Annotated in this window: 25 protein-coding genes and 1 pseudogene; 18 read left to right on the top strand and 8 right to left on the bottom strand. The window is 36.2% G+C overall.

The features are described 5' to 3' along the window. Positions 1-141 precede the first annotated feature (141 nt). Positions 142-1,074 (bottom strand): AraC family transcriptional regulator, encoded by a 933-nt coding sequence (locus BEN71_RS09540; RefSeq protein ID WP_068974723.1) that lies wholly within the window; start codon positions 1,072-1,074, stop codon positions 142-144. Positions 1,075-1,265: 191 nt separating this feature from the next. Between BEN71_RS09540 and BEN71_RS09545 the strand changes: the two genes are divergently transcribed. The 9 genes from BEN71_RS09545 to BEN71_RS09585 all read left to right on the top strand — a co-directional run bounded on the left by BEN71_RS09545 (position 1,266) and on the right by BEN71_RS09585 (position 12,087). After that, positions 1,266-2,483, top strand: coding sequence for an alkane 1-monooxygenase (locus BEN71_RS09545; protein ID WP_068974724.1), 1,218 nt, complete (start codon positions 1,266-1,268; stop codon positions 2,481-2,483). A gap of 432 nt (positions 2,484-2,915) precedes the next feature. Further along, positions 2,916-3,395, top strand: coding sequence for a winged helix-turn-helix transcriptional regulator (locus tag BEN71_RS09550; protein ID WP_068974725.1), 480 nt, complete (start codon positions 2,916-2,918; stop codon positions 3,393-3,395). Positions 3,396-3,531: 136 nt separating this feature from the next. After that, positions 3,532-6,456, top strand: a complete 2,925-nt coding sequence (locus BEN71_RS09555; protein ID WP_167443674.1) for a type VI secretion system Vgr family protein — start codon at positions 3,532-3,534, stop codon at positions 6,454-6,456. A gap of 104 nt (positions 6,457-6,560) precedes the next feature. Then, positions 6,561-7,720 (top strand): IS3 family transposase gene (locus BEN71_RS09560; RefSeq protein WP_117276768.1). Its coding sequence is split into 2 segments (ribosomal slippage): positions 6,561-6,795 and positions 6,795-7,720, totalling 1,161 coding nucleotides; the frame shifts between segments, so codons are not numbered across the junction. A 199-nt stretch (positions 7,721-7,919) separates the two neighbouring features. Next, a complete protein-coding gene (locus tag BEN71_RS09565; protein ID WP_068972733.1) occupies positions 7,920-8,138 on the top strand; it encodes a hypothetical protein in 219 nt (72 codons plus the stop codon). Next, a complete protein-coding gene (locus BEN71_RS09570) occupies positions 8,138-8,833 on the top strand; it encodes a hypothetical protein (protein ID WP_068972732.1) in 696 nt (231 codons plus the stop codon). Before BEN71_RS09565 ends, BEN71_RS09570 begins: the two co-directional genes overlap by 1 nt. Continuing rightward, on the top strand, positions 8,830-9,762 hold the full coding sequence (locus BEN71_RS09575; RefSeq protein WP_039251835.1) for an IS5-like element ISAha3 family transposase: 933 nt from the start codon (positions 8,830-8,832) through the stop codon (positions 9,760-9,762). The genes BEN71_RS09570 and BEN71_RS09575 overlap by 4 nt, the downstream gene beginning before the upstream one ends. 29 nt (positions 9,763-9,791) lie before the next feature. Continuing rightward, positions 9,792-11,609, top strand: a complete 1,818-nt coding sequence (locus BEN71_RS09580) for a hypothetical protein (protein WP_100249701.1) — start codon at positions 9,792-9,794, stop codon at positions 11,607-11,609. Further along, positions 11,587-12,087: a hypothetical protein gene (locus tag BEN71_RS09585; RefSeq protein ID WP_068975997.1), complete on the top strand. Its 501-nt coding sequence runs from the start codon at positions 11,587-11,589 to the stop codon at positions 12,085-12,087. Before BEN71_RS09580 ends, BEN71_RS09585 begins: the two co-directional genes overlap by 23 nt. Here the strand turns inward: BEN71_RS09585 and BEN71_RS09590 are convergent, their stop codons facing one another. The 4 genes from BEN71_RS09590 to tusD are packed head-to-tail and all read right to left on the bottom strand — an operon-like array spanning position 12,088 to position 13,535. Beyond that, positions 12,088-12,399 (bottom strand): TusE/DsrC/DsvC family sulfur relay protein, encoded by a 312-nt coding sequence (locus tag BEN71_RS09590; protein WP_068975996.1) that lies wholly within the window; start codon positions 12,397-12,399, stop codon positions 12,088-12,090. It abuts the gene before it with no gap. 46 nt (positions 12,400-12,445) lie between these two features. Next, positions 12,446-12,730, bottom strand: coding sequence for a DsrH/TusB family sulfur metabolism protein (locus tag BEN71_RS09595; protein ID WP_068975995.1), 285 nt, complete (start codon positions 12,728-12,730; stop codon positions 12,446-12,448). Positions 12,731-12,772: 42 nt separating this feature from the next. Beyond that, positions 12,773-13,123, bottom strand: a complete 351-nt coding sequence (locus BEN71_RS09600; protein WP_068975994.1) for a hypothetical protein — start codon at positions 13,121-13,123, stop codon at positions 12,773-12,775. Positions 13,124-13,166: 43 nt separating this feature from the next. Beyond that, positions 13,167-13,535, bottom strand: a complete 369-nt coding sequence (tusD, locus tag BEN71_RS09605) for a sulfurtransferase complex subunit TusD (RefSeq protein WP_068975993.1) — start codon at positions 13,533-13,535, stop codon at positions 13,167-13,169. 122 nt (positions 13,536-13,657) lie between these two features. Here tusD and BEN71_RS09610 point away from each other — a divergent pair, with 122 nt between their 5' ends. The 4 genes from BEN71_RS09610 (at position 13,658) to BEN71_RS09630 (ending at position 18,653) form a co-directional block, all read left to right on the top strand. Then, a complete protein-coding gene (locus tag BEN71_RS09610) occupies positions 13,658-14,662 on the top strand; it encodes an SDR family NAD(P)-dependent oxidoreductase (protein WP_068975992.1) in 1,005 nt (334 codons plus the stop codon). A 212-nt stretch (positions 14,663-14,874) separates the two neighbouring features. After that, the gene (gene fumC / locus BEN71_RS09615; RefSeq protein ID WP_068975991.1) at positions 14,875-16,269 is read left to right on the top strand and encodes a class II fumarate hydratase; all 1,395 of its coding nucleotides are present in this window, start codon (positions 14,875-14,877) and stop codon (positions 16,267-16,269) included. A gap of 1,064 nt (positions 16,270-17,333) precedes the next feature. After that, entirely contained in the window at positions 17,334-17,825 is a 492-nt protein-coding gene (locus BEN71_RS09625) for a hypothetical protein (protein WP_068975990.1), read from the top strand. A gap of 225 nt (positions 17,826-18,050) precedes the next feature. Continuing rightward, positions 18,051-18,653, top strand: a complete 603-nt coding sequence (locus tag BEN71_RS09630) for a nitroreductase family protein (protein WP_068975989.1) — start codon at positions 18,051-18,053, stop codon at positions 18,651-18,653. A 410-nt stretch (positions 18,654-19,063) separates the two neighbouring features. Here BEN71_RS09630 and BEN71_RS09635 read toward each other — a convergent pair. Together BEN71_RS09635 and BEN71_RS09640 are read right to left on the bottom strand one after the other, a co-directional pair. Continuing rightward, positions 19,064-20,223 (bottom strand): annotated as a pseudogene (locus BEN71_RS09635) (MFS transporter). 12 nt (positions 20,224-20,235) lie between these two features. Beyond that, positions 20,236-20,670, bottom strand: a complete 435-nt coding sequence (locus BEN71_RS09640) for a MarR family winged helix-turn-helix transcriptional regulator (protein ID WP_068975988.1) — start codon at positions 20,668-20,670, stop codon at positions 20,236-20,238. Between the two features lie 330 nt (positions 20,671-21,000). Here BEN71_RS09640 and BEN71_RS09645 point away from each other — a divergent pair, with 330 nt between their 5' ends. From BEN71_RS09645 to BEN71_RS09670, 5 genes are all read left to right on the top strand, one after another. Next, positions 21,001-21,486 (top strand): DUF2946 domain-containing protein, encoded by a 486-nt coding sequence (locus tag BEN71_RS09645; protein WP_086322716.1) that lies wholly within the window; start codon positions 21,001-21,003, stop codon positions 21,484-21,486. A 274-nt stretch (positions 21,487-21,760) separates the two neighbouring features. After that, a complete protein-coding gene (locus BEN71_RS09655; protein WP_068975985.1) occupies positions 21,761-23,218 on the top strand; it encodes a cytochrome ubiquinol oxidase subunit I in 1,458 nt (485 codons plus the stop codon). Next, entirely contained in the window at positions 23,218-24,222 is a 1,005-nt protein-coding gene (gene cydB, locus BEN71_RS09660) for a cytochrome d ubiquinol oxidase subunit II (RefSeq protein ID WP_068975984.1), read from the top strand. The genes BEN71_RS09655 and cydB overlap by 1 nt, the downstream gene beginning before the upstream one ends. 93 nt (positions 24,223-24,315) lie before the next feature. After that, positions 24,316-24,423, top strand: a complete 108-nt coding sequence (locus tag BEN71_RS09665; protein WP_086322717.1) for a DUF2474 family protein — start codon at positions 24,316-24,318, stop codon at positions 24,421-24,423. A gap of 329 nt (positions 24,424-24,752) precedes the next feature. Next, on the top strand, positions 24,753-25,070 hold the full coding sequence (locus tag BEN71_RS09670; RefSeq protein WP_068975983.1) for a DUF7710 domain-containing protein: 318 nt from the start codon (positions 24,753-24,755) through the stop codon (positions 25,068-25,070). 6 nt (positions 25,071-25,076) lie between these two features. Here the strand turns inward: BEN71_RS09670 and BEN71_RS09675 are convergent, their stop codons facing one another. Further along, the gene (locus BEN71_RS09675; protein ID WP_068975982.1) at positions 25,077-25,994 is read right to left on the bottom strand and encodes a LysR family transcriptional regulator; all 918 of its coding nucleotides are present in this window, start codon (positions 25,992-25,994) and stop codon (positions 25,077-25,079) included. Positions 25,995-26,017 lie beyond the last annotated feature (23 nt).

Below are 26,017 nucleotides of genomic sequence, written 5' to 3' on the forward strand. Positions count from 1 at the left end.
AAGCGCTTCGGCGCTTTTTTTAGGTCTGTGATTATTGTATTCATTAACTTTCAGTGATTGATGCTGTTGATTATATATTTATTGAAAATAGCCTAAGCATTCCATAATTAACTTAAAGACTTAAAAAATTATCTAAAACGATTATTTTTGATTACGATACTGACTTGGACTAAGTTCAAATTGCTTTTTAAAAGCTTGGCTAAATGCAGTTTCTGAAGAATATCCAACTTGATGTGCGATTTGTTGAATAGAGAGTTGTCCTTGTTTCAATAATTGGCTCGCTAAGCGTAAACGATGTTGTTGCAGATATGCCAAAGGTGTTTCGCCAATAATTTGATTAAATAAATTGGCAAACTTAGATCTCGACATACAACAGGTTTCTGCCAAACTTTCAACTGTCCAGTTATGTTCAGGACGACTGTGGATGGCTGCTAAAGCATTAGACAACTCAGGATGAATCAAGGCATTGAGCCAATTATTTTGATGCTGCATTTGTTCAATATAATCACGCACACATTCGATCATCAGAATGCTAACGACATGATCCATAATTTTATTTTTTCCAGCCATACTGCGGCGTGTTTCAGCAGAAACAAAATATAAACCGATTCTGAGCCATTCAGGTGCATCATCACTCAAGGCATTTTGAAGATGTAAATATGGTGGGAGTGCATTAATCAACGGGCGAGCCATAATGGCATTCATTTGGCAACGAACCGATAAAATTAAAGTTTTTTGATTGTCTCCATTCAAACGACTGTGACCAAATTCAATCGCATCTTGACGAAGCCCATCAAATAACGGGGCAATATTTAAACTTTCAACCAGTTGTGTATTTGGATGATTTTTTACACTATGCGCGATCCCAGCAGGAATTAAAAACATATCGCCAGTATGCAGTTCAACCTGCATTTGAGGTGTGATTTCTAAATAAGCATCACCATACAACACAATATGTGCGATCACAGAATCCTGTGCAGGGCTTTGAAATGACCAATCACCTTGCGCTTGCAAATAAATATATTCTGAATGGTTGAGATGAATATCATCAAAAATTTTGCTGAGAGCATCCATAGGCTGATCAAAAAATTCCAAGTTTTAAATATTAAAAATAATTCACTGCATTAAAACATGTGCGCACAGGACAATCTCTAGGTTGAACGTGCCAAAGACTTTTTCATAGGTTTTTTGGACGCTTACAACTGTTTTTAGCACTGTATTTATTGAAATATATAGTGAATGAGAAAGATAGGGAAGATATAGTAATGAATGCTCCAGTCCAATTAACAGAACAACAACTGCAAGAGCTTCGACCAAAATCAGGTTTAGCACTCGATAAAAAACGTTATTTGTGGATGATTAGCCCAGCATTACCTGTGATTGGTATTGGGATTTTAGCGGGTTATCAATTTTCACCAAAACCATTAAAAAAAGTTTTTGCTTTAGGTGGGCCATTGGTTCTGCATGTGATTATCCCAACCATTGATAGTATTGTGGGTAAAGACAAAAATAATCCAACTGCGGAAGATGTGAAACTGCTTGAACAAGATCCGTATTATTCACGTTTAGTCAAAACATTTATTCCACTACAATACATTGCTAATGTTTATGCATGCTACTTAACCAGTCGTAAAACAACGTCATTACTGGATAAGGTTTTATTGGGTATTTCAATGGGCGCAATCAACGGGATTGCGATCAATACCGCTCATGAATTGAGTCATAAGTCGGCACGTATAGATCATATACTTTCGCATTTGGCATTGGTTCCATCAGGTTATAACCATTTCCGTATTGAACATCCGTATGGACACCATAAACGTGCTGCAACACCAGAAGATCCAGCTTCATCACAAATGGGGGAAACTTTTTATGAGTTTTTACCACGTACCGTGATTGGTTCATTTAAATCAGCCATTGAAATTGAGCGTAATCGTTTAAAACGTAAGGGTTTAGGTTTTTGGACGAAGGAAAATGAACTGTTACAAGGCTGGGCAATGACAGGTACATTCCATTCGACAATGGTGGGTTTGTTTGGCAAAGGGATTCTTCCTTATTTAGTTACGCAATCGGCTTATAGTATTGGTTTATTTGAAATTATTAACTATATCGAACACTATGGTTTGTTACGCCAAAAAGATGAAAATGGCAAATATGAACGCACCATGCCTGAGCATAGTTGGAATAATAACAATATCGTGACCAATTTATTCTTATATCAATTGCAACGCCATTCAGACCATCATGCTTATCCGACGCGTCCATTCCAAGCACTGCGTCACTTTGATGAAGCACCTGATTTACCAAGTGGTTATGCGAGTATGTTGTTGCCTGCAATGATTCCTGCATGGTGGTTTAAAATCATGGACAAACGTGTTTTTGAACATTACAAAGGTGATTTGAATAAAGCTAATATTTATCCAAAACGCCGAGCAAGTTTGTTTAAGAAGTTTGGTGTGATTGATAAACTACTTAATAAGTAGATTGTGAATTTTGTATGAAAGCCCTTTGAAGAGGGCTTTTTTTACGCCTTAATGTAAATTTAAGAGCATATCAAACCTCTTTCGTAAGTCATAAAATGTTCAAGTTTTAGATTCAAGACATATTCAAATGGATATCGGGAGTTCCTTCTCTTGCGCCATATATGGCTCAGGGAGAAGGCTAGGATGAGGGCTTTTAAATAAAAAACCTCACCCTCTTGCGAAACGATGCTTCTCCTTCTGAAAGGAGGGGGAATATTCAATATGTATTCAGATATTGCTGAAGCAAACTTTCGCAAAAAGTCTATTGTGTGATTCAATCGAGACTGAATGATATTCAAATACAAAGATTAGATGTTTAATTGTAAGATTTATACTATATTTATAAGCTTGAATTTATTTTAATAAAATTTAAATTTTTAGTCGGATGAATATATGAAGTGGGAAGAAATAGGCAAACAACCGTGTTCAATTGCGCGAACATTATCTGTTCTAGGCGATCGTTGGACGATGCTTATTCTACGCAATTCATTTATGGGAATCCGTCGTTTTGACGATTTTCAGGAGAATTTAGGCGTTACTCGGCATGTTTTGTCTGAGCGTTTAAAGCGTTTGGTTGAACAAGAAATTTTGGTAAAAGTTCCTTATGTCGATCGCCAAGAACGTTTTGAATATCGATTAACTGAAAAAGGATTAGATCTATATCCTATCTTATTGACCATGACCACTTGGGCAGATAAATGGATGGATGAAGGTTTAGGTGCACCTGTTGTGTATGAACATAAAAGTTGTGGGCATCAATTTACACCTACACTGATATGTTCAGAGTGCAAAGAAGTGATTAGCGCACGACAAGTGAAACCGATGATGACAACTGCCTTTTATCAGTATTTAGAAAAGAATAAGTTGGCTTGATCAACACTTACTGATGTTATCGCTGATATTTTTCGATATTTAATTTGTTTGAATAATTGTTAAAAAATGTGATAAAGCTTTCCATTATTTTTTCTTAATATAGAATTAATGAAAAATACATAATATTAAAAAATATATGGAAATAATTTCTAAAATATTGGATCAACTTGGACTTACCGCCCAAAAACGTGCCATTCATATCCAATTCACAAATACAGACTTAAACCAACACGTCTACTTACAACGCATTGATGGACAACATGCCATTAACCAAGGTGTGTCCGCTGAACTGATTTGCCTATCAACAACAGCCACCATTCCATTAAAACAATTCATTGGTACACAAGTTGCCATCGACCAAGTGACTGATCAAGGACAACTATTCCGTACTACAGGCATCATTACCGAAGCAGCCCAAGGGCAAAGTGACGGTTCACTAACCATTTACAAACTCAAACTCCAAGATGCTACCTCACTGTGGCATAAGCGCCGTAACAGCCGTGTATTCATGAACAAATCGGCAGTTGAAGTCATCGAAACCATCTTTAAAGAATGGCAAGACAAAAGCCCACTATTCGCAACAAGCTTAACTTTAGACAAAAGTGGACTCAAAAAAGACTACGACATCCGTCCATTCATCATGCAAAGCAACGAAAGCGACTACGACTTTCTCACTCGCCTCATGCGCAGCGAAGGCATCAACTGGCTGATCGACGAAGCACAACTGCAAGTACCCAATTCAGCAACACAAATCCAAGCACAAAAACTACGCTTGATTGATGACAATAGCCAATACAAAGCCCTAGATCGAAGAAACATCCGTTACCACCGAAGCAGTGCTACAGAAAAACAAGACAGCATCACCAGTTTTATCGGACAACGACGCATTCAACCGACAGCAGTCCATGTACAGCGTTGGCAAGCTGATGTCCTTGAACAAGAAGAAGGTGCAGGCAGTGTTCAAAGTAAGCACCAACACAGCAACAACCAAGACAATGCCAGTTTAGGCTTAGAACAAGCATGGCACATCAGCCCTGCATGGATGCAAGACCTCAAAGGCGAAGACCAAGCCACCGCATCTAACAATAGCCAAATCGAAAAGCTTAACCAAAACCTCAGTGACTATTACAACAGTCAATCTAAACAATTCATTGCTAACTCAACGGTACGCGATGCACAAGTGGGTTATTGGTTTAAATTCACTGAACATCCAGAGATCGATCAACACAGTGGTTCAGACCAAGAATTCCTAATTACTGAAAAAAACTACTACAACCAAAACAACTTGCCTAAAGATCTCACTGAACAGATCAATAAACTACTACAAGAAAGCAATTGGGCAATACAAAACCAAAAAAACGATGAACGCCAAGCCAACAGCCTAACAATACAACGCCGTAACATCACAACAGTTCCAGAATACAACCCACTCCAACATCGACCAAGCACCCATCCACAACGCGCCAAAGTCGTTGGACCGAGTGGCGAAGAAATCCATGTCGATGAATGGGGACGCATTAAAGTACGCTTTCTGTTCACCCGCACAGAAGATCACGGACACGATGGTGGTGCAGGAACAAATGACAACGATACTGACTCCGCATGGGTAGATGTGCTCACCCCATGGGCAGGCGAAGGCTACGGAGCAAGATTCCTACCCCGTATCGGTGAAATTGTTGTTATCGACTTCTTTGATGGCAACATCGACCGACCATTTGTGGTTGGGCGAATCCACGAAGCACAACGCAGCCCAACCCAATTCGACAAAAAAGGACAACTGCCTGACACTAAAAAACTCGCAGGTATCCGTTCCAAAGAATACCAAGGCGAAGGCTTTGGACAACTGCGCTTTGATGACACCACAGGACAAATATCAACACAACTGCAAAACAGTCATGGTACAAGTCAACTCAACCTCGGAAACCTCAGTCATCCCAAGGACAAGGACAGCAGTGATGGACGAGGCGAAGGTTTTGAGCTGAGAACCGACCAATGGGGCGCAGTACGCGCAGGGCAAGGCTTACTCCTTTCCACCTATAAACAAGACCAAGCCAGTGACACACACCTAGAAGCCAAAGAAGCCAAACAACAACTTGAAAACTCCCTCAACAACTCCAAAGCTTTAAGTGAAGTTGCCAAGAATCAAAAGACCGATCCATTGGAAATATTAGAAAACTTAAAGCAATTCCTTGATCAAATTGAAAAAGGTGAAAAAGACAAAGCCGACGCTTTTAAATCAGCCTTAATGGTACTTGCAGCACCAAACTCGATTGCTATAGCAAGTAATGAAGATATTCATATCTCAGCGGATAAGCAGATCAGTCAGAGTGCTGGGGAAAGTATCAATATCTCTACACAGAAATCATTGATTGGTCATGCGAGTTCTAAGATCAGTTTATTTGCAGCCCAAGAAGGTGCTCGGCTTTTTGCTGGGAAAGGTAAAGTTGAGATTCAAGCACAGGGTGATGGTGCAGATTTGATCGCACGTAAAGGGATTCAAATTATTTCTACTGAGGATGTGATTGAGTTTAAGAGCCCAAAGGAAATTACACTTACAGCTGGTGGTTCACAACTGAAAATTAATGGTTCAGGTGTGTTTGTGACAACGGGTGCTATGTTTGAAGTGAAAGCGGGGCAGCATTTGTTTAAGCCTGGACAATCAATAAATGTAAATTTACCATTTACACCAGAAAGTGGAATATATAGTAGACGATTTGATTTTATAAATTTATTTAATGCTGAAGATGAAAAAATCCAATATAAAATTATAAATAAGACTAAAAAAACAGAAAGTATAGGATGGTTAGATAAAGACTATAGAACAGCTAGATTTTATAGTATGGATAGGGATGATATTGAATTAATTCTATATAATAATAAAAATGAAAATAATAAATTAAAATTGTACGAAAAAAAAATTAGTTTAAATCAGATGTCTGAGGAGTGTATATGTTATGCAGATGAAGGTGAGCATCTTTGTGATGATGTTGAGAATAAAGAACACACGGGATTGGATTGTGATGAAGAATTGGAAAAAGACTTTATAGGTTTTGGAAAATGAATAAAATTATTATTATATTAGCTTTGCTATATGATCCTAGACAAAATAATGGACAGCACGTCCCTCTAAAGATAACGTAACTTTAATCTTTGGAGATTCAAGAAATGGCTAAACGTTTTAGTCCCGAATTTAAACAGCAAGCGATTGATTATGCACTTTCAAACTCACACGAGTCTGTAGCTGCAATCGCCCAGAAATTAGGTGTGGGTTATTCAACATTAGATAAATGGATTCGTGAAACCAATCCGGCAGGTTCAAGCAAACGTCAACTTTCACCAGAACAACAGCGGATCGTGGAATTAGAGAAAGAAGTCAAACAGCTCAAGGAAGCCAATGACATCTTAAAAAAAGCGCATGTGTACTTTCTAACAGATCATGCCAAGAAAAGTACACGGTAATTCAAGATCTAGATATGAATGAAGTCACCGTATCTTCTGCCTGTAAATACCTAGGTGTCAGCACTTCAGGCTATTATGCCTGGCGAAAACGTCAAGCCAATACGGCACAGAAATATAATGACTTAAAAGCCGTATATTGGCAGCATCATGCACGATTGGGTGCACCTTCATTAGTACATGACATGCATGATTTAGGTTACAACATGAGCGAACGTACTATTGGAAGGATGCTAAAAAAGCTTGGTTTACGTAGCAGGATTGCGCGTAAATACAAGCATACGACTGATTCAACCCATCGTTTGCCTACAGCACCCAACTTGTTGGATCGCCAATTTACAGTTACTCAGCCTAATAAAGTCTGGACAACAGACATTACCTATATCCGCACTAAAGAAGGTTGGTTGTATTTATGTGTGATGCTAGATTTATTTAGCCGTCGTATCGTGGGGTGGCAAACCAGCCATCGAATAGACCGCCAGTTGGTGTGTGATACGTTTAACTATGCAATGGCTCGTCAGGGTTATCCAACTGGTGTTATGGTTCATTCGGACCAAGGCTCACAGTACTGTAGTCGTGATTTTAGAGCGCTGTTACTGAAAAATGATTGTACTCAGAGTATGTCTAGACGTGGAAACTGTTGGGATAATGCAGTGACTGAAAGCTTCTTTCATACATTAAAAGGTCATGTGGTACATGGCAGTGTGTTTTCGACTCGAAAAGAGGCGAATGCGGTCTTGTTTGATTATATTGAGATTTATTACAATCGGGTCAGAAGGCATTCTGCAAACGGCTGGTTAAGTCCAGAAGCCTTTGAACAGAAATATTTCAAGAATTTAGAGGGATCGATTGTCCACGATACTGTCTAGGATCAATATAGTGGGTATGTTTTTTCAAAGGATATTGTTGGAAAATATGATTATAACTGGATAGAAAGTGATTTGTGTGATAATAAATTTGAAATAAAATATACTGAAAATTATAAAAAAGCACGATCTATTAAAAAAAAAATTGGGGTTTTTAGATTATTCCAGAAATTGGGTATATAACAATGATTATTGTTTAATAGTGGAAAGTAATAATAAAAAATATGTTGTACGGCGTCTATTAGATAATTCTGACACATCAGCACTTTATATTATATTTTCAACTGATAACGCATATGGAGTATATGGGAGATATCTTGAAGGAGTATGGGGTGTTGATAAGGCTTTTTATAAAAAGGTAGATATTGAATTAATGGAAATTCTTGATTTTTATTTATTAAAAAATAGTTGGATGAAATAATGAGTAATGTTGCTCCCGTATTTGGTAAAAAATTTGAAAGTAATCGATTTGGATTCATCTGTGCATTATCAAGAAAAGAAAGTCATAGTGATTTAACTAAGGATGATTCATTTTATGAACCTTGGACTAGCAGAGAAAACAACGATGGAACGGATAATAGGGCGGCTAGAACAAGTAAGAATCAATTCAATTATATGGGATTGTTCCAATTTGGAAATGCAGCGTTAAAAACAATTGGATATAAAGATGATCAAGATAAGTGGACAGGTTTAGATGGTGCTTATACAGAAAGTGACTTTTTATCATCAAGAAGTATTCAAATTAAGGCTGTAAATAGGTTAATTGATAAAACATGTAAATTATTACGCAATAATAATATAAATGAATATTATGGAAAAATTATAAATAGAATAGAAGTTACAGAATCGGGTGCAATTGCTGCATGTCATTTATTGGGGTTGGGAGGTTTAGCTGCATTTTTAAATGTTGATAAATTGAAATATAATAAGAAAGGTGAGTTACATAAGCAGTATGATGGTAATAATATTCATGTTTCTGAATATTTGAAACTATTTAACTACTATGATTTAGAGTCATGTTGTCCAAGGAAGATATATGTAAGTTTTTATAAAGGAAGGGCTTTGTTGCACAAAGCTATTCTTGAGGGCTTCTTTAGCAATATAATTTCCAGATGAAGAAGCCTGCACCTAAAACTTACCGTACAACCAATTGGTCCTCGTATAACCAAGCTTTAATCAAGCGAGGAAATATTTCAATCTGGTTTGATCCTAAGACGCAATGGTATGCACAACCACAAGGCAAGCAAGGACGAAATCAAACTTATTCCGATACAGCGATTCAATGCTGTTTAATGATCAAATCTCTATTCCGTCTTTCTTTACGTATGGTTACTGGCTTTGTTCAAAGCCTGATTAAACTCTGTGGCTTGAATTGGACAGCACCAGATTACTCCACCCTTTGTAGACGACAAAAGCATATTGATATTGCGATAAGCTATCAGAAAAGTCATGATGGGTTACACCTACTTGTCGACTCTACGGGTTTAAAGTTTTTAGGTGAAGGCGAATGGAAGCGTAAAAAACATCAGCCTGAATACCGTCGGCAATGGCGTAAACTGCATATTGGTATAGATGCTGAAACACTGCAAATACGTGCCGTTCAGCTTACTACAAATAATGTCAGTGATTCACAAGTACTAGGTGATTTACTGGATCAAATTCCACTAGATGAGCGAATAGATTCTGTCTATACCGATGGCGCGTACGACACGAAGTGCTGCAGAAAAGTGATTTCAGATCGTCAAGCACATGCAGTAATTCCACCCAGAAAGAATGCCAAGCCCTGGAAAGATTCTAAAATAAGTTCAATAGAACGAAATGAGTTACTTCAAACGGTTAAACATTTAGGCAGAACCCTATGGAAAAAATGGTCGGGTTATCACCGTCGTAGTTTGGTGGAAACCAAGATGCATTGCATCAAATTATTAGGAGATAAGCTGACGGCAAGACATTTTCAAAGTCAGGTCAATGAAATTCATGCGCGTGTGGCAGTTCTGAATAGATTTACGGAATTAGGTAGACCTCACACCCAAGTTGTCACTTAAATTTGAATGGATTGGGGAAAACTCAGCTTTTGAATGTTTATGCAACAAAGCCTAAAGGAAGTATCCCTGTTGTTGGTGAAAAAGTAGTTGTAAAATCAAAATACAATGGAAAATTGATTAATGAAGAAATGAAAGTCGAGTATTTTACGGACTCGAATGGTTTGTTGCCAGTAATAATACGCCATCCTGGAGCAAAAATAAATATTAGTATTGGAGATATTGAGTGCGAAGAGATAATTCAAGATAAGGATAATATACAAAAATGTACTTTCAAAATGGATGAGAATTTTAAAATACAAGAAAAATTAGAAAGTGATAATAAGCCAGAGAAAAAAGATGTAGTTAATAAGACTCCTCAAGAGAATAGAGGTGGGGATGAGTTAAAAGATAATCACGTGCTAACAAAAATTGTAAATTTCAATATTAAGATTGTTGATCCGGATAGTAATAATGGAATTCCTAATTTAAAATATTTTATTGTTTATAAAGGAAAAGCGAAAGCACATTTAACTGATAAATTAGGTTTAGATAAAAATATTAAAGCTGAGGAGGGCCAAGATTTAGAATTTAATATGAGAGGCCATGATGATGAGTTGCAACCTTTTTCTCATTTTAAGGTTTCAGCATCAATGGAAGGTCAAACAATTACAATTAAACTCCCTGTACATTCCTTTAAATTAAAAATGATTCATATAAATACTGGATCTCCAGTGGTAGGTTTAAAATTTCAAATTGAATATAGAGATGGAATTGAAACACGTATATCAGATAAGAAAGGACTTATAGACGTTAGAATGTTGACAGGATTTGTATATAGGCTTGTTGCAGGAGATTTAAAGGGGAAATTTGTCAGATGTGTAAAAAGTACTCATGAACAAGTGTTTGAAGTAAGTGATAATTATATTAAGTATAGTGATAAATTGATTAATTCTTCCCTAAAAAAAATAGACAATAAAAAAGATAATTCAAATAAAAATCAAGAAGCATCTATTTTTAAAGTTGATTTAAATGCAATTGGGAAAATCTTTGAAAAACAAGTTAATGTATATAAACCAGAAATTAAAGACACACATACAGAAATGAATGGGAAACCGCTAACTGTAATTGGTGGTACTACGAAATCGAGTGATACTGTAAATTATATTATTTATCCAGATGGTTCGATATCCAGAGAGAACGGAAGTGCATTAGGATATGCAGCATTTTATTTTGTTATAGATGACACCCCTGAATTAATTGGTAAGAGTAAAATTTATGTGGCTGATACATGGGAAAAGAAAGGGGTTAAAGGCAAAGGAAAATCTTATCTAGTAAGCATTCGTGAAATTTTTGGGGATAATGCTATAAAATACAAGGCACGTTGGACAAAATCCTTGAGTAAGGTAAATATTGATATATATAATGATACAACTCAGCAATTGAGATTTTGGATGTCAATGAATGCTTTTGCTGCTTATATAGGTGCTGTTTGTGTAACTGGAGGAATTTCTCGCTATAGTGGGTTTAGCACGGTAGATGGGGGGCCTGGAGATAGTAAAGAGCATATAAATGGTAATGTGGGTGACTTAGGTTATATTAGAACTGATCTTAGAAATGATTTAGGGAATAAATTCCCAGACCCTACTTATGATCATGATGCGACTTTAAAGTTTGTGAATGCATTAATTAAATTTGGTTGGGGTAAAACAAAAGAAATGTATAGTGAGTATTATCCTACTAAATTAACGAAGCGTTATGATTTGAAAACTAATTATATTTTACCAAATTGTAAAAATATGACCGTTCCTCGGCATAATAATCATTTACATGTTAAAGGATTGGATTATGAATTTAAGTCGGATACTTAATTTGATTTTTATTACTTGTTTTGTTAGTGGTTGTAATAAAATTTATTATAATGAATTTAATAAAAATATTTCACAAGTGGTTAATAACAAAAGTTATATTCTTAATCAAGTGAATGATTTATCAGATTATACTAGGATAGATGATGTCAATAATTGTAAAATTTATGCATCAAATGGTTTGGATCAAGTTTTCTGGACGTTGAATAATAATCTTTTGATGATTCAAATAATGAATGAAGATAATTATACTAAAACTTCTGAGGGATTGAAAAATGGATTATCGGTAAAAGTTATCAATGACTTGTATTCAAAATTTTCTATAATAAAAGTAAAAAGTGAAGGTGCTGGAGATTCACAAAATAATTTTGTTTATAATATTAAGTTGCGTTCACATGAACTTTCAATTAATGTTGCTGATGATATCGTTAGTAGTTACGATTTTTCAATAAATGGTTTTACTACAAATTTATGTAATTAATCACAAACAATTCGCAGGTTTAGGAACTCCCGCCAAACGACTCAAATGGCGAGCAACTAAACCTGTATTAAATTTTTCTTGTAATACAGCATTATTAATCTCAGAACTTACCGTTTTCATCAAAAACTTAATTAACGGGCGAGTTGCGGGTGAGTGTCCAAACTGTGCGTAAAACTGGCGCACCGCTTGCAAAACTTCAAAATGCCAAGGTGTCAGTTGCAGATCTAAAGTGTTCGCCAGTTCTTGGGCAACACTTTCATCCCAAATCGTATAATCAACCAAATGACCATCTTGGTCTAATTCAAAACTCATAAATAATCCGATACAACCGAAAGATAAAAAAGTGCCAGTTAGTTAGCTATTTTAAACTCATACAACGCGTAAAGTCTAAAACAAAGTCTGCAAAATGATCATATGAAATCAATTTAATCTGACTTGGGAGTGATTCAGACAAAATTTCTGCATCATTTTCCAAAACATAAAGATTCTGTTTGCTTTGTAGGCGGACATCATGGGCAAAAAGAACAGCATCACCAGTGAGGACAATATGATCATTGATACTATGAATCTGTTCTAACTGATCCAAAACCTGATCTGTATGAGCATAATCAGATTGAATTAAAAAAAGTGTCTGTGTTGTCATATTAGGCGACCTATTCAATACTAAAAAATCAGAAAATTAAATTTACCAATACAACACATGATCAAAAGATTGGATCAACTCAGCATTCAAATCCACAAACTCAATTTCCTGTTGTGATTGTGTAACAAAGCACGATTTTTTATTCACATTTTCTACTAAAATTGGAGTTAAATCATAGAATTCGAAACTATCAACCATATTTGAAGCCAACTTAAAAGCTTGCTGAAGACCATTAAAGTTCAGTTCAGATTTTAACAGGCTTAATCCAGCATCTTTAAGTAAAACTTTGATTTCACATCCAAAAGTGGCGAGTACCATCGTCGCAGATAGACTTTCATGAACATTTAAGCTATTCAAATTCGCTTGGGTTAAAACAACAAGTACAGTATTCACACAAATTACCTTTTAAATGCAACAGTCTAATGGAATTATCCACTTAGAATTGAATGAGACGCTCTGTAGATTGGACTGCATCTGCAAGTTCACCTAATCCTACAAGTTCAAAGCCATCAGCTAGATTATGGGTTTGAATTTGATGACGTTTAGCATTCTCTTGATCTGTAATTCCCCGCGTAAGCGCAGCACTCACACAGACAGGAAGTCGGATTGCGAGTTTTTGCCATTCTACAGACAAATTACGTTGATCATCAGGAACCCACTGCAAGCTGTTCGCCACTTGCACCGCATCCTGATAGAAAAAAACACGAAAGGTTTGATTCTTTGCTTTTAAAGCTTGCGCCAAACCCAAAGCATGCCATGCATGAATTGACGTTGGTGCAGCCGTGATTAGTAATAGAGTACTCATTTAGTTTGATTCACGTAGAGGATCAGAGAATGGAGCGTTTCTAACATCCAGACTGGGTAATTTTCAAATTTGAGATTTTCGAACCCGATAACTTTCGAAATTGATCATCATAGGTAGTATAAATGATTTTAGTGACTGGTGGTTTAGGCTTTATAGGCTCGCATGTGGTTTTAAGTTTGCTGGCTCAGGGGCAAGAGGTTGTTATTGTAGATAATCTCGCCAATGCAAATCTACAGTCATTGGAACGACTTGAATTTATTTCACGAATGTACATTCCATTCGTAAAAATTGATATTCGCAATACACCTGCTTTAAATAAAGTATTTGAACAATATTCAATCGATGCGGTTGTTCATTGTGCAGGTTTTAAATCTGTTGAAGAGTCAAACTTAAAACCGCTTGAATATTATAACGATAATCTCAGTTGTATCATGAGTTTATTGCGAGCTATGCAACGAACAGGTGTACGCAAATTTATTCACATTTCCAGTTTAATGGTCTATGGTCAGTCCAGTTTGTATTTAAATGAACAAACGGAAATTAATTATTCATATCCAAATCCTTATATAAAATCACAACAAATGATTGAAGAAATCATTCGAGATACGTTTAAAACCGATCAAGAATGGAAAATGGCAATTTTGCGAGTTGCCAATGTGGGCGGTGCTTTTGAACACGGTGTATTAGGTGAATTTGTGGTGCCTTTGCCTAAAAATGTGTTGCCTGTGTTATTACAAGTTGCTGCACAACAGCGTGACTTAATCGAGCTACAACGTTTTGCCAATACCAAAGATCAAACCGTGGAACGTAGTTTTGTACATGTATTAGATGTGTGTGAAGCTGTGACATCGAGTCTGCATTGGTTAAATGAACAAGATAATATATTGGAAAGTTTTGATATTGCAGGAACAGTCGCATCAATCCAAGAATTGACGCAAAGTGTTGAAGAAGTCACCCAGTCTAAGATTCATCATATTGATGCGACTTACAAAATCAATGAATTAGAACAAGTGGCATCAACCAGTGAGAAGGCATTTAAAGTTTTAAATTGGAAAGCGCAACGTTCAATTAAACAATTGATTGAGGATGAATGGCGTTTTTATCAAAACACGTTAAATAATCGCTAAATGTGCAACAGATGATATTTTATTGAAAATAATTATCATTTACATTTTCTGCCGATTTGTTTAGCATGAATTGATCAAGGCTAAAGTACGAATGTCTGTTTGTATTCAAAATAATGTATCAAGCTAATCTGTGCATTATTTTTTCAAGACAGTACCACGATGGTAACCAAGCTTTTCTTGAAACTAAAACATGGATAAATAAGAGGTTGAAAATGCAAACACGTATTGAACATGACACCATGGGCGATGTAGAAGTTCCAAGTGAGGCATTGTGGGGCGCGCAGACTCAACGTAGTGTACAGAATTTCAAGATCGGCACAGAACACATGCCACGTCCGATGATTCGTGCGATGGGTTTAGTGAAAAAAGCTGCTGCAATCACCAATGCTGAACTCAATCAGATTCCTCAAGATTTATCTCAATACATTGTAGATGCTGCCGATGAAGTGATCTCAGGAAAATGGGATTCACAATTTCCTTTAGTGGTTTGGCAAACAGGTTCAGGTACGCAAAGTAATATGAACTGTAATGAGGTGATCGCCAATATTGCCAATCAAAAACTAGGTAATCCTTTAGGTTCACAAAAACCTGTTCATCCAAATGATCATGTCAATCGTGCGCAATCAACCAATGATTCATTTCCTACAGCAATTCATGTTGCTACAGCGATTCAGATCAATGAATTACTCATTCCGGCAGTAGAACGACTGCGTGACACTTTGCAGCGTAAGTCTGAAGAATTTAATGATATTGTCAAAATTGGGCGTACCCATTTACAAGATGCAACGCCATTAACGCTAGGGCAAGAATTTAGTGGTTATGTGGCACAACTTGACCATGGATTAAAGCGCTTAAAGCAAGCACTGGTCTGGATTTATGAGTTGCCATTAGGTGGGACAGCTGTGGGAACTGGGTTAAATGCGCATCCTGATTATGCTGAAAAAGCGGCTGAACAATTGGCAAACTTGACAGGCTTACCATTCATTACCAATCCAAATAAATTTGAAGCGCTTGCTGGTCGTGACGCTGTGGTCTTTGCATCAGGTGCATTAAAAACGCTTGCTGCAAGTCTGAATAAAATCGCCAATGATGTGCGTTGGTTAGCGAGTGGTCCACGTTGCGGTTTAGGTGAATTGCTTATTCCAGAAAATGAACCAGGTTCAAGTATCATGCCAGGTAAAGTCAACCCAACCCAATGCGAAGCGATGACCATGGTGGTTGCACAAGTAATGGGCAATGATACGACCATTAATATTGCTGGGGCCTCTGGAAATTTTGAACTAAATGTATTCATGCCTGTGATGGCTTATAACATTGTTCAATCGATTCAATTGCTTGGTGATGCATGTAATAGCTTTGATGAGCATTGTGCTGTAGGGATTGAACCAAATCGTGAGAAAATTGATTATTTCTTACATAACTCATTGATGCTCGTGACGGCTTTAAATCCTGTGATTGGCTATGAAAATGCAGCGAAGGTTGCAAAAACAGCTTATAAACAAGGTAAAACTTTAAAAGAAGTGGCGGTCGAGTTGGGTTTTGTCACTCCTGAGCAATTTGATGAAGTGGTACAACCTGAAAAAATGGTTCATCCAAATGTGAAATAATCATTCAGTTGCATAATTGATTGTATTTTTACTCTTATGCATATCTGTCTTGTATGTAGTGGAAATCATATATGCGTAGATAGTGTTAGAGTAAAGTTGTATAAAATTAAAGCTCACATGAGTGGGCTTTCATTTTAGAGTGGTTAGAATGTGAAAATAATAATTATATTTTTTTCGTGTTCTAAATTGTATGCTGATTTAAACTGCCAACAAAATGATTGACAATATTTTCAAATAAAATACTGTCTTTTTAAGACGTCATGTAGATATATTTCAAACATGACATATAACTATCCAACAATTTGAACGGATTGCTTATTTGATCACTCAAAATAGAGTTTAAGCAGATTTAAAGCAATGAAGTAGAGCGCTTGGACATCTTTTTTATTGGTCGTTAAGAAATGATACTTTATCATTACGTTTTCAAAGTAAAGCTTCGTACAAAATTTTAAGTCAAATGATTCATTCTATTAAAAGCAATCTCCCCATTATTATTCTATTTTTGATCGTTGTTGGTGGTTTCGCCTATCCATTTTATTCTGGAGAGTGGTTCGTTGCGAATCGGTTGTCTGATATTGACACGAAGTGTTATGGCGTGGATGTTCCAGAAAGGATTCCCTATAACAAGGCAATTTTGTTTTGTTCCTGTGTGCATGCTAATGGACATGTCAGTAAAGAGGAAAATTATAAATATTGTGAAAGAAAATTTGTTGAATAGAACTTTGCTAAATAGCGCATTATTTAATGTGATTTTCTAAATGGTTTTAAAATTGACTTACATTGCCTCAAAGATAGATCTTAGCCCTAAGAATTATTTAAAAAGCACATACATCCGCGTTTTAAATGTAGAATGTATCGAAGTCATTCCATTTGAAATGATCTCCAATCTTAAACGCATCAAATCTAACCATTAACAATCTTGGTGAGAACCTTTGCATTGAATTCACTGTCATAGTTGATAAAATGCATTTTTAATTTTGTTAATGTTTTAAACTCACTTTGTATGTGTTTTGCAAGGTGGTAATTAATCATTAAAATACAGCTAGTTATCAAAGGTTATATTAATGCTCTCTATATATTTAACGGATGTTCAGGAAAATGTTCAATTCAAAGATTATCCAGGTGAGCATCCTGTTAAATTTATTTTAAATTTCAAAAAAATATTTCCAAGTATGATGGAGCTTCTATTGCCTGTACTTCCAGAAGATGAAGATTTAGATAAAATGACTTGGGAATCGACAACTGAAGATTTTGAAACCTTTAAGAAGTTTTTAACGGGTTGGGGTGTGATTGAACTACGCTTACAAGCCATTAGCCAATATAAAAATAAGAATTTTGCAGATCAATTGCTTAAGCAAGCGCAGGCAAAACGCAAGGAGTTTGCTAAAAAGCAACAGCAGTTATTGACAGTAGAGCTGGATTATTTATTGATGCATGAAACGCATGCTTTGATTGATGCCGAACTTGTTGAATTAGGTGAAAAATTTTATTTACCGACGTTGCGAGATCTTTGGAAAAATACAGTTTCAGCAAAAGTATTGAATGCAAATTTTTGATTATTACTTAGATTAAAATTAGGGGCTTTTGCCCCTTTTTATTTCTAAATGAAAATAGTCGTGGAGTATTTGTTGTTATATTTATAACTTATGAAAAGTAAAAAAATGTTGTCGATTGGAATCTAAAAATTACACAGTTTTAACGTAAATATCATAAAAGTCGTGACATTCCATGTTTAAATGATAAAAAGTTATATCAGTCACGTATTTAAAAGTGGAGTTAAAATGTCAAAAGACTTTAATGATTTAATTAAAAATCGTCGTTCTATTTATGCCATTGGTAAAAATGTAAAGTTTAGTGCAGATGAAGTCGCAGAACTCATTCAAACCACAGTTGCCAATAGTCCTTCAGCTTTTAACTCACAAACTTCACGTGTGGTGATTTTGTTTAATCAAGAGCATCAAAAATATTGGGATATTGTTAAAGAAGTGCTTAAACCATTTGCACCGAATGAAGAAGCTGCTGCAGCGACTAATGCTAAAATTGATAGTTTTGCAGCAGGTTTTGGAACAGCGTTGTTCTTTGAAGATCAAGATGTGGTGAAAACCTTGCAGGATCAATTCCCAGGTTATGCAGACAATTTTCCTATTTGGTCAGAGCAGTCTACAGGGATTGCACAATTTGCAGTGTGGACGGCATTAGCAGAGCAAGGCATTGGCGCGTCATTGCAACATTACAATCCGCTTGTTGATGAAAAAGTTGAGGCACAGTGGAATCTACCTGCAAACTGGAAACTTCGTGCACAATTGGTCTTTGGTTCAATCGAAGCATCAGCTGGTGAAAAAGAATATATGGATCGTGCGCAACGTTTCCGTGTGTTTAAATAATTTATTCAAAAGAATTAAATCATAATCTCAAAAAAGTTTATAAAAAGTAGATATTCGTATCTACTTTTTTTTGTTTTAACACCTTAGGTTATGATCATTTAATTTAAAAAAGTATTAATTAGAATATCTATGTAATATTTTCTGATGTATCGGTTTTTCCCGAGGATATATCTAAGGTTTTTCAATGAAATACTTAAATTATTAAGTCTGTCTTTTTAATTATGTTCAGAATTGCTGTATTGAATAAGCATTTAAATTTCTCAATTATATGGATGAAACTTAAATTGGTTTAAATTTATTCAATAAGAAATATCAATGCTCACAAGTAGTTGGCTTATGAGCATTGCTAATGATAAAAGTTTTTATTAGAAGCATTTTTTATTAAAAATAATTTGAAAAGATCTGAAAAACTAAGCAATTTTCCTGTGAGTTTTTGCAGCTGATTTGCCATGTAAAATGTAATGAATCACGATGCAGATTAATGTCGCAATTGCGCTATACAGATACAATTCTGCGTAATTGATATAGTCCAGTGTTAAACCAATAAAATAAGGTCCAAAACCTAAACCTGCATCTAAAAAGATAAAGAATGTAGAGGTTGCAAAGCTCATTCTTTCCAGTGAAGCACTTTTAACAGCAACGGTTTGGCAGACCGATTGGATATTGCCATAATTATAAATGCGGGATAGATAATGATATTTTCACCTTTACGATCCAGTAATGGACCTGTAAATGGGCGAGAAATCAGAATGGCGATGGCATACATTAAAAAGAAAAATGATGCAGCAGTAATCAGATCTAACTCTTTGGCATAGAAATTAATGAATGAAAGCACGCCTGAATAACTGATAGACGCCAAGAACATAATCAATGAAATAGGAATGGCTTTGGTTTCGACAAATTGTGAAAGCCAATTATGCTGTATCTGGTTGGATTCGATTTGTAACTCAGTCGAATTCACTTTTGTACTGTTTGTTTTTGCGCTTTGCGGAAGATCAGGCACTTGGATCAGAAATGCCGTGATCAGACAGCTTATTGCGATTAAGCTAGAAACAATAAAAATTGCATGATAGCCAATATGTAACATCATCCAAATAGCGAGAAAAGGTCCGATGGCTGTACCTAAAGTGCTACTCATACTGTAATAGCCAATCCCTTCACCACGGCGACTTGCAGGAATAATTTGCGCAATAATCGTGCCGAGTACAGTCGATGCCATACCCATCATAAAGCCATGCATAAAACGTACAAATAACAGCATTCCCACTTCAAATTTGATGAAGTACATGGCTGAGAATATGAGAAAGCCCAATAAAGCCGCGACTAAGGTATTTTTACGTCCAAAGCGTTCAAGAATATTTCCCACCAAGAGTCGTCCAACCAATGTCCCGACAATAAACAAACCCGATACTAAGCCTGCTTGTGCGGTCGAAACATGCAATTCAGCAACTGCATAGCCAACGATGACCACAACCAACAAATAAAAAGTCAGGACGAGTTGAAAATTGATTGCGCTGACGAGGATAAAGTTTTTCGTCCACAAAGGGGCTTGTAACGATGGGGTATTCATAATAAGTACGGCTTATTGACCAGATTGATGAGATTGCAACTGCTGCATAATTTGTTCGAGAAGATGTTGAGCTTGTTCAACTTCTTCCTTGTGGAAAGGTTTTAAAATCAGTTGTTCAAACTGCTGAATTTGAACATAGCATTGCTGATAAATGTCTTGACCATGAGATGAAAGTTTCAACATTTTCATGCGTTTATCTTCAGTTTTGATGTGCTCGAAAATTTGCATTTGAGTCAAAATTTTGACGCGCTTTGCAATCGAAGGTTTTGAAATATTGAGATATTCAGCCAAATCAATAGATGTGCAATGCTGTTTTAAATTCAGAACGAACATTACTTGCCAAAGTGAATAATTCAGCTCAAAAGGTACAAGTAGGGTATTTACTTCATCATTGAACATACGAGTGCAACGAAGCATGGTTGAACGGAATGTGTAGGGATAGGTCATAGTTTGATTAACGGCTTAAATAAATGGTTAACTAGGGTAACTAAATGAAACTATACGCCGAGTGGATTAAACTTTCAAGTTCATTGCAAATGGAAAAAATTGATTTTTGTTCGGCTTAAATAAATAAATTTCTTAATGAATAAAAGAGAAAAGTATTGCTAAAAAAATGCTAAAGATGCTTTGAATTAAATTTTAAATAGACTATAGTAAAGATTGAAAAGTCGAGTAATACGCTTGGTTTTTATTCTATTGATTATTTAATCTTGTTAAATATTTCTATAGTAACCAAAGCAAAAGCTTTTTATCTCTCTCCCAATATGAGCAATGCATGTGCTAAGACGTAGTGGTCTGTTGCTGGCTTTTGCAACAGTATTTTTACAGCTTGCGGTATTCTTACAACCGCTATTACCAGAGCAATATCAAATTGCTCCGGTCTGTGAGGACATTACTCAGTCTTTATTGCGTCCGTCTCATTCGCATAATTTACACTCAGAATCTCAAGACTTCTCTCATCATCATTTACAAGATTTTTCAAAACAGCCTGAAAGCAGTTTTATTCATCACTATTTACATGCAGATCAAGATGAACAACACTCTACAACAGGGCACAATCATCATGACATGAATCATCAATGCCAATATTGTGTGGTCTATGGCAACTTAGTGATGCCACCTGAAGTTGGTGTACAAGAGATTCTGGTTCGTATTCAAGTCAAGTTAATGGCATTTGTTGAAGCCTTTCAACATGTCTATTTTCTATTACAGCGTTTATTCCTCATTCCTCAAGGGCGAGCCCCGCCTATGGTCTTTGCATAACACATTCCTTGGCCCAGCATATTTAAAGATTTAGTGCTTTAAAGTGTTTGGTTAGATTACGAATTCGTTTGTAGAGACAGATTATGTTTAATCAAAATTTCCTTAAATTCGAAGGAAAAAACCTTTGCATACTTTTTTTAGAATTGTTTAAAAAAACTGCAAAATTAAAGCAACAGACCTTATTAAACCTGCGGATATATACTGAACAAATACAGAAAAATTTGTTCATGTCTGAAAACAAAATTCAACTTTTCTTGATGAAAAAGGTGATGCCATGAGTTTAGGTTTTACTGCTTTAGAATTGGCACGCATTCAGTTTGCTTTCACTGTGTCTTTTCATATTATTTTCCCTGCAATTTCCATTGGTTTAGCGAGCTTTCTTGCTGTGTTGGAATGGCGTTGGCTAAAAACCAAAGACCCTGTATATCAAGACTTATTTAAGTTTTGGGTCAAAATTTTCGCCGTGGCTTTTGGTATGGGCGTGGTATCCGGTGTGGTGATGAGTTATCAGTTTGGTACCAATTGGAGTGAATTTTCCCGTGTTGCAGGTTCTGTGACAGGTCCATTGCTGACTTATGAAGTACTCAGTGCCTTTTTCTTAGAGGCAGGCTTCCTTGGTATCATGCTGTTTGGTTGGGGGCGTGTAGGACCTCGAGCGCATTTCTTTGCCACAGCCATGGTAGCAGTCGGAACCTGTATTTCCATGTTTTGGATTTTATCCTCTAACAGTTGGATGCAGACACCACAAGGCTTTAGCATTGAAAATGGCATCATCGTGCCTCAAGATTGGTTTGCAATCGTATTCAACCCATCATTTCCATATCGCTTAGCTCATATGGCTGCAGCAGCATTCCTTGTTTCAGCACTTTTAGTTGCATCAACAGCAGGTTGGCATTTGCTTAAAGGTCGCCGTGATGCTTTGGTGAAAAAGTCATTTTCCATGGCAATGTGGATGATTCTCATCCTTGCACCTTTACAAGTGATCATTGGTGATAATCACGGTTTGAATACTTTGAAACATCAACCTGCCAAATTGGCTGCCATTGAAGGGCATTGGGAAACCAATAAAGGCGAAGGTATGCCTTTATATTTATTTGGTATTCCTGATATGGAGGCAGAAGAAACAAAATATGCGATTGGTATTCCAAACTTGGGCAGCTTGATCATGACCCATAGTATGGATGGAGAGGTGAAAGGCTTAAAAGAATTTGCCAAAGAAGATCGTCCAAACTCATTGGTGGTGTTTTGGAGCTTCCGCATCATGGTCGGATTAGGCGTATTGATGATTCTCTTGGCACTATTTGCATTGGTATTACGCAAAGGTGGCAAGCTGTATGAAAATAAATGGTTACATCGTTTTGCCTTTGTGATGGGTCCATCAGGTTTCATTGCCTTACTTGCAGGTTGGTTTACCACTGAAGTTGGTCGTCAACCATGGGTGGTTTATGGCGTAATGCGTACTAAAGATGCCTTGTCGCCAGTATCTGCTGAACAAGTTGGTTTGACTTTGATTATTTTCGTGGTGGTGTACTGCGTGGTATTCGGAATCGGGATTTATTACATGCTGAAACTGATGCATAAAGGTCCTGAGTTTATCCATGCAAGCCCTGAGGGCATAGTCCATAGCGAAGAAGCGGTGATTCTTGCTTCTAAACGTCCACTCAGTACAGTGGAAGAAAGCCTAGATGTTGATGCAAATACTCAAAATAGCAATGAACAGGAGCGTAAATAATGATTGATTTATCTCTGATTTGGATTGTTATTATTGCCATTGGCGTATTTATCTACGTGGTGTTGGATGGTTTTGATTTGGGAATCGGGATTTTATTTCCATTCTTCAAAGATCAACACGAACGTGATGTGATGATGAATACTGTCGCACCTGTGTGGGATGGGAATGAAACGTGGATGGTACTTGGTGGTGCTGCATTATATGCGGCATTCCCAATGGTTTATGCCACTGTATTATCCGCTTTATATTTGCCGATTATTTTCATGGTTATCGCTTTAATCTTCCGTGGCGTGGCTTTTGAATTTCGCTTTAAAGCCAATCGCACCAAGCATTTGTGGGATAAAGCCTTTATTGGTGGTTCTATTCTTGCGAGTTTTTTCCAAGGCATGATCTTGGGTGCGTATATCCAAGGCATTAAAGTTGAAAATCACATGTATGCGGGTGGGGGACTAGATTGGCTGACTCCATTTACTGTATTTACAGGGATTGGGGTGGTTGTACTTTATGCCGCTTTGGGATGCGGTTGGTTGATCTTTAAAACCGACCATGACTTGCAAGATCGTATGTATCAACTCATGCCAAAAATGATTATTGCCTTATTTGTCATCTTTGGGGCAGTGAGTATCTATACACCGATGGCGCATCCTGAAATTGCAGCACGTTGGTTTAGCCAACCGCAGTTGATGTACTTTAGCCCTGTACCAATTTTGGTGGTGATTTTTACTTGGCTCGTTCTACGTGCATGTAAGAATCGTGCTGAATTGAGTCCATTTATTTTTACATTGGCTTTGGTTTTCCTTGCATATACAGGCTTTATGATCAGTCTATGGCCATACATCATTCCACCATCAATTACGATTTGGGATGCTGCAGCACCACAAAGCAGTCAATTATTTGCTTTAATTGGTGCATTGATTTTGATTCCAATCATTTTGATTTATACCGGGCTGTCATATTGGGTATTCCGTGACAAAGTCCGTGTGGGTGATGAAGGTTATCATTAAGTTTAGAGCAATCGGTTGCTTAGGTGGTGTAAATAGCCTAAGCAATTTAGATACTTCATTGGCATATCGAACATAGGAATAGAGGTGACGACATTGAAATTATCTCAAACTCAATGGTTTATCATTTTATGGCTAGGTGGTTTTCTAACACTTGCTGTGATTGCAGGATTTTTTAGGATGTTGATTCAATTCGCCTACTAAGAAACTTTATATTGTCTAGAAGAAAAATGAGGAACTTAGTTCCTCATTTTTTTAATGACTCACGATGAAGTGGAAACTTAATGGAAAAGGTAGATGAATATCTTTTACTTAAGTCATGAATACGTCAGATTGAAATACAAATAATTATGAAAGCAAGGATAAATGTTGAAAGGAGAAATATAACAAAATAGCCTAAGCAAATTTTGGAATCATAAAGCTATATAGAAAGTTAATATTGTGAAATGTGTCACACTTTTAAAACAAAATAATTTTTTTGCTGATATAAAATATTTAAACAAGAAAAAATAAGATAATAAAGAGGTAATCATATGAATCATAGCCAAGTATATTTATTCAAAGCTGATAATGCTGTGTTCGCTTCTGCAATTTTTAGTAGTTTTAAAGCTGCACAGAAATGGATTTATGATAATTCACTTACTGGATTACTGATTGAGTACCCACTGAATATTTCCACTTATGATTGGGCAATAAAAAAAGGATACTTCAAAGTTAAGCATATGATTGATATTTCACCCATATTTATCGGTAGCTTTGTTTCAGCTTATCAAGTTCAATGGCATTTCAGGCATGGAAAATTCGACCATCAATTTTCTAGAGAAATTCTAAAGAACTATTCTGCAAACTAAAATAGCCTAAGCAAATATTTTAAAAATTTGGTCTCTTAAATAAGCATGTCTCGAATTTTCTTTTAAATCTCGATGCCAATAAATTCCCATATTTAACATTGGCAATTCAATAGGATGCTCAAAAATATGAATATTCTCGGCAATGTTCAAATGAGACAATATTTGTCTAGGAATGGTGAGCATCACTTCAGGAGATTGCGCAAGGACTTGTAGTGCAGTTGAATAATGCTGACAGCGCATAAAAATCTCTCGAACATATTGTTTTTTATTCAAATACATATCCTCTAAGAGAATCCCAGTGCGCCGTGATGAAACACCAATATGCGGTGCTGAAAAATACAAATCACTATTCATTTCACTTTGTTGGGTACAGATGACAAACTGGTCTTGCTCTAAGTTTTGATAGAGAATCTTCTCGCCATAATTTTGTTCAAGGTCAATAACAAAATCTATTTGTTGCGATGCTAAATCAGCAACAACATTTTTACGATCAAGTTTACAGCTTTGAAAATGAATCCCTAAATTAAGCATTTGAAAATGCTGGATTAGCTTAGGAAAAATAATCGGTTCAATTTCATCATGTACGGCAATTTTTAAAGTCTGTACCATACTTGGATCAAACATCTGTTTTTGCTTAGAAATACTTTGAAAAGCCAAGAGTGCATTTTGCACAGGTTGATAAATTTGCTCTGCAAACGGTGTAGGCAACATTTTACTGCCAGCACGTACAAACAAATCATCTTTTAAATGTTGTCTAAGTCGTTGTAAAGCATGACTGGCTGCTGATTGGGTAATGCACAAAATTTGAGCCGCTTTAGAAATGCTTTTTTGCTCATAAATCGTAATAAAAAGTGGATATAAATTAATGTCAATATGGTGAAAAATTGCCATATCGAGATGAGATTTATTATGAATACTATTCATAGTGATATATTGAATTAAATCAT

Origin of the sequence: Acinetobacter wuhouensis, assembly GCF_001696605.3 — a bacterium.
Taxonomy (GTDB): Bacteria; Pseudomonadota; Gammaproteobacteria; order Pseudomonadales; family Moraxellaceae; genus Acinetobacter; species Acinetobacter wuhouensis.

Coding starts and splice junctions, on each gene's coding strand:
- BEN71_RS09540 (WP_068974723.1), bottom strand. CDS start 1,074: ATGGATGCTCTCAGCAAAATTTTTGATGATATTCATCTCAACCATTCA.
- BEN71_RS09545 (WP_068974724.1), top strand. CDS start 1,266: ATGAATGCTCCAGTCCAATTAACAGAACAACAACTGCAAGAGCTTCGA.
- BEN71_RS09550 (WP_068974725.1), top strand. CDS start 2,916: ATGAAGTGGGAAGAAATAGGCAAACAACCGTGTTCAATTGCGCGAACA.
- BEN71_RS09555 (WP_167443674.1), top strand. CDS start 3,532: ATGGAAATAATTTCTAAAATATTGGATCAACTTGGACTTACCGCCCAA.
- BEN71_RS09570 (WP_068972732.1), top strand. CDS start 8,138: ATGAGTAATGTTGCTCCCGTATTTGGTAAAAAATTTGAAAGTAATCGA.
- BEN71_RS09575 (WP_039251835.1), top strand. CDS start 8,830: ATGAAGAAGCCTGCACCTAAAACTTACCGTACAACCAATTGGTCCTCG.
- BEN71_RS09585 (WP_068975997.1), top strand. CDS start 11,587: ATGAATTTAAGTCGGATACTTAATTTGATTTTTATTACTTGTTTTGTT.
- BEN71_RS09590 (WP_068975996.1), bottom strand. CDS start 12,399: ATGAGTTTTGAATTAGACCAAGATGGTCATTTGGTTGATTATACGATT.
- BEN71_RS09595 (WP_068975995.1), bottom strand. CDS start 12,730: ATGACAACACAGACACTTTTTTTAATTCAATCTGATTATGCTCATACA.
- tusD (WP_068975993.1), bottom strand. CDS start 13,535: ATGAGTACTCTATTACTAATCACGGCTGCACCAACGTCAATTCATGCA.
- BEN71_RS09610 (WP_068975992.1), top strand. CDS start 13,658: ATGATTTTAGTGACTGGTGGTTTAGGCTTTATAGGCTCGCATGTGGTT.
- fumC (WP_068975991.1), top strand. CDS start 14,875: ATGCAAACACGTATTGAACATGACACCATGGGCGATGTAGAAGTTCCA.
- BEN71_RS09625 (WP_068975990.1), top strand. CDS start 17,334: ATGCTCTCTATATATTTAACGGATGTTCAGGAAAATGTTCAATTCAAA.
- BEN71_RS09630 (WP_068975989.1), top strand. CDS start 18,051: ATGTCAAAAGACTTTAATGATTTAATTAAAAATCGTCGTTCTATTTAT.
- BEN71_RS09640 (WP_068975988.1), bottom strand. CDS start 20,670: ATGACCTATCCCTACACATTCCGTTCAACCATGCTTCGTTGCACTCGT.
- BEN71_RS09655 (WP_068975985.1), top strand. CDS start 21,761: ATGAGTTTAGGTTTTACTGCTTTAGAATTGGCACGCATTCAGTTTGCT.
- cydB (WP_068975984.1), top strand. CDS start 23,218: ATGATTGATTTATCTCTGATTTGGATTGTTATTATTGCCATTGGCGTA.
- BEN71_RS09670 (WP_068975983.1), top strand. CDS start 24,753: ATGAATCATAGCCAAGTATATTTATTCAAAGCTGATAATGCTGTGTTC.
- BEN71_RS09675 (WP_068975982.1), bottom strand. CDS start 25,994: ATGAATAGTATTCATAATAAATCTCATCTCGATATGGCAATTTTTCAC.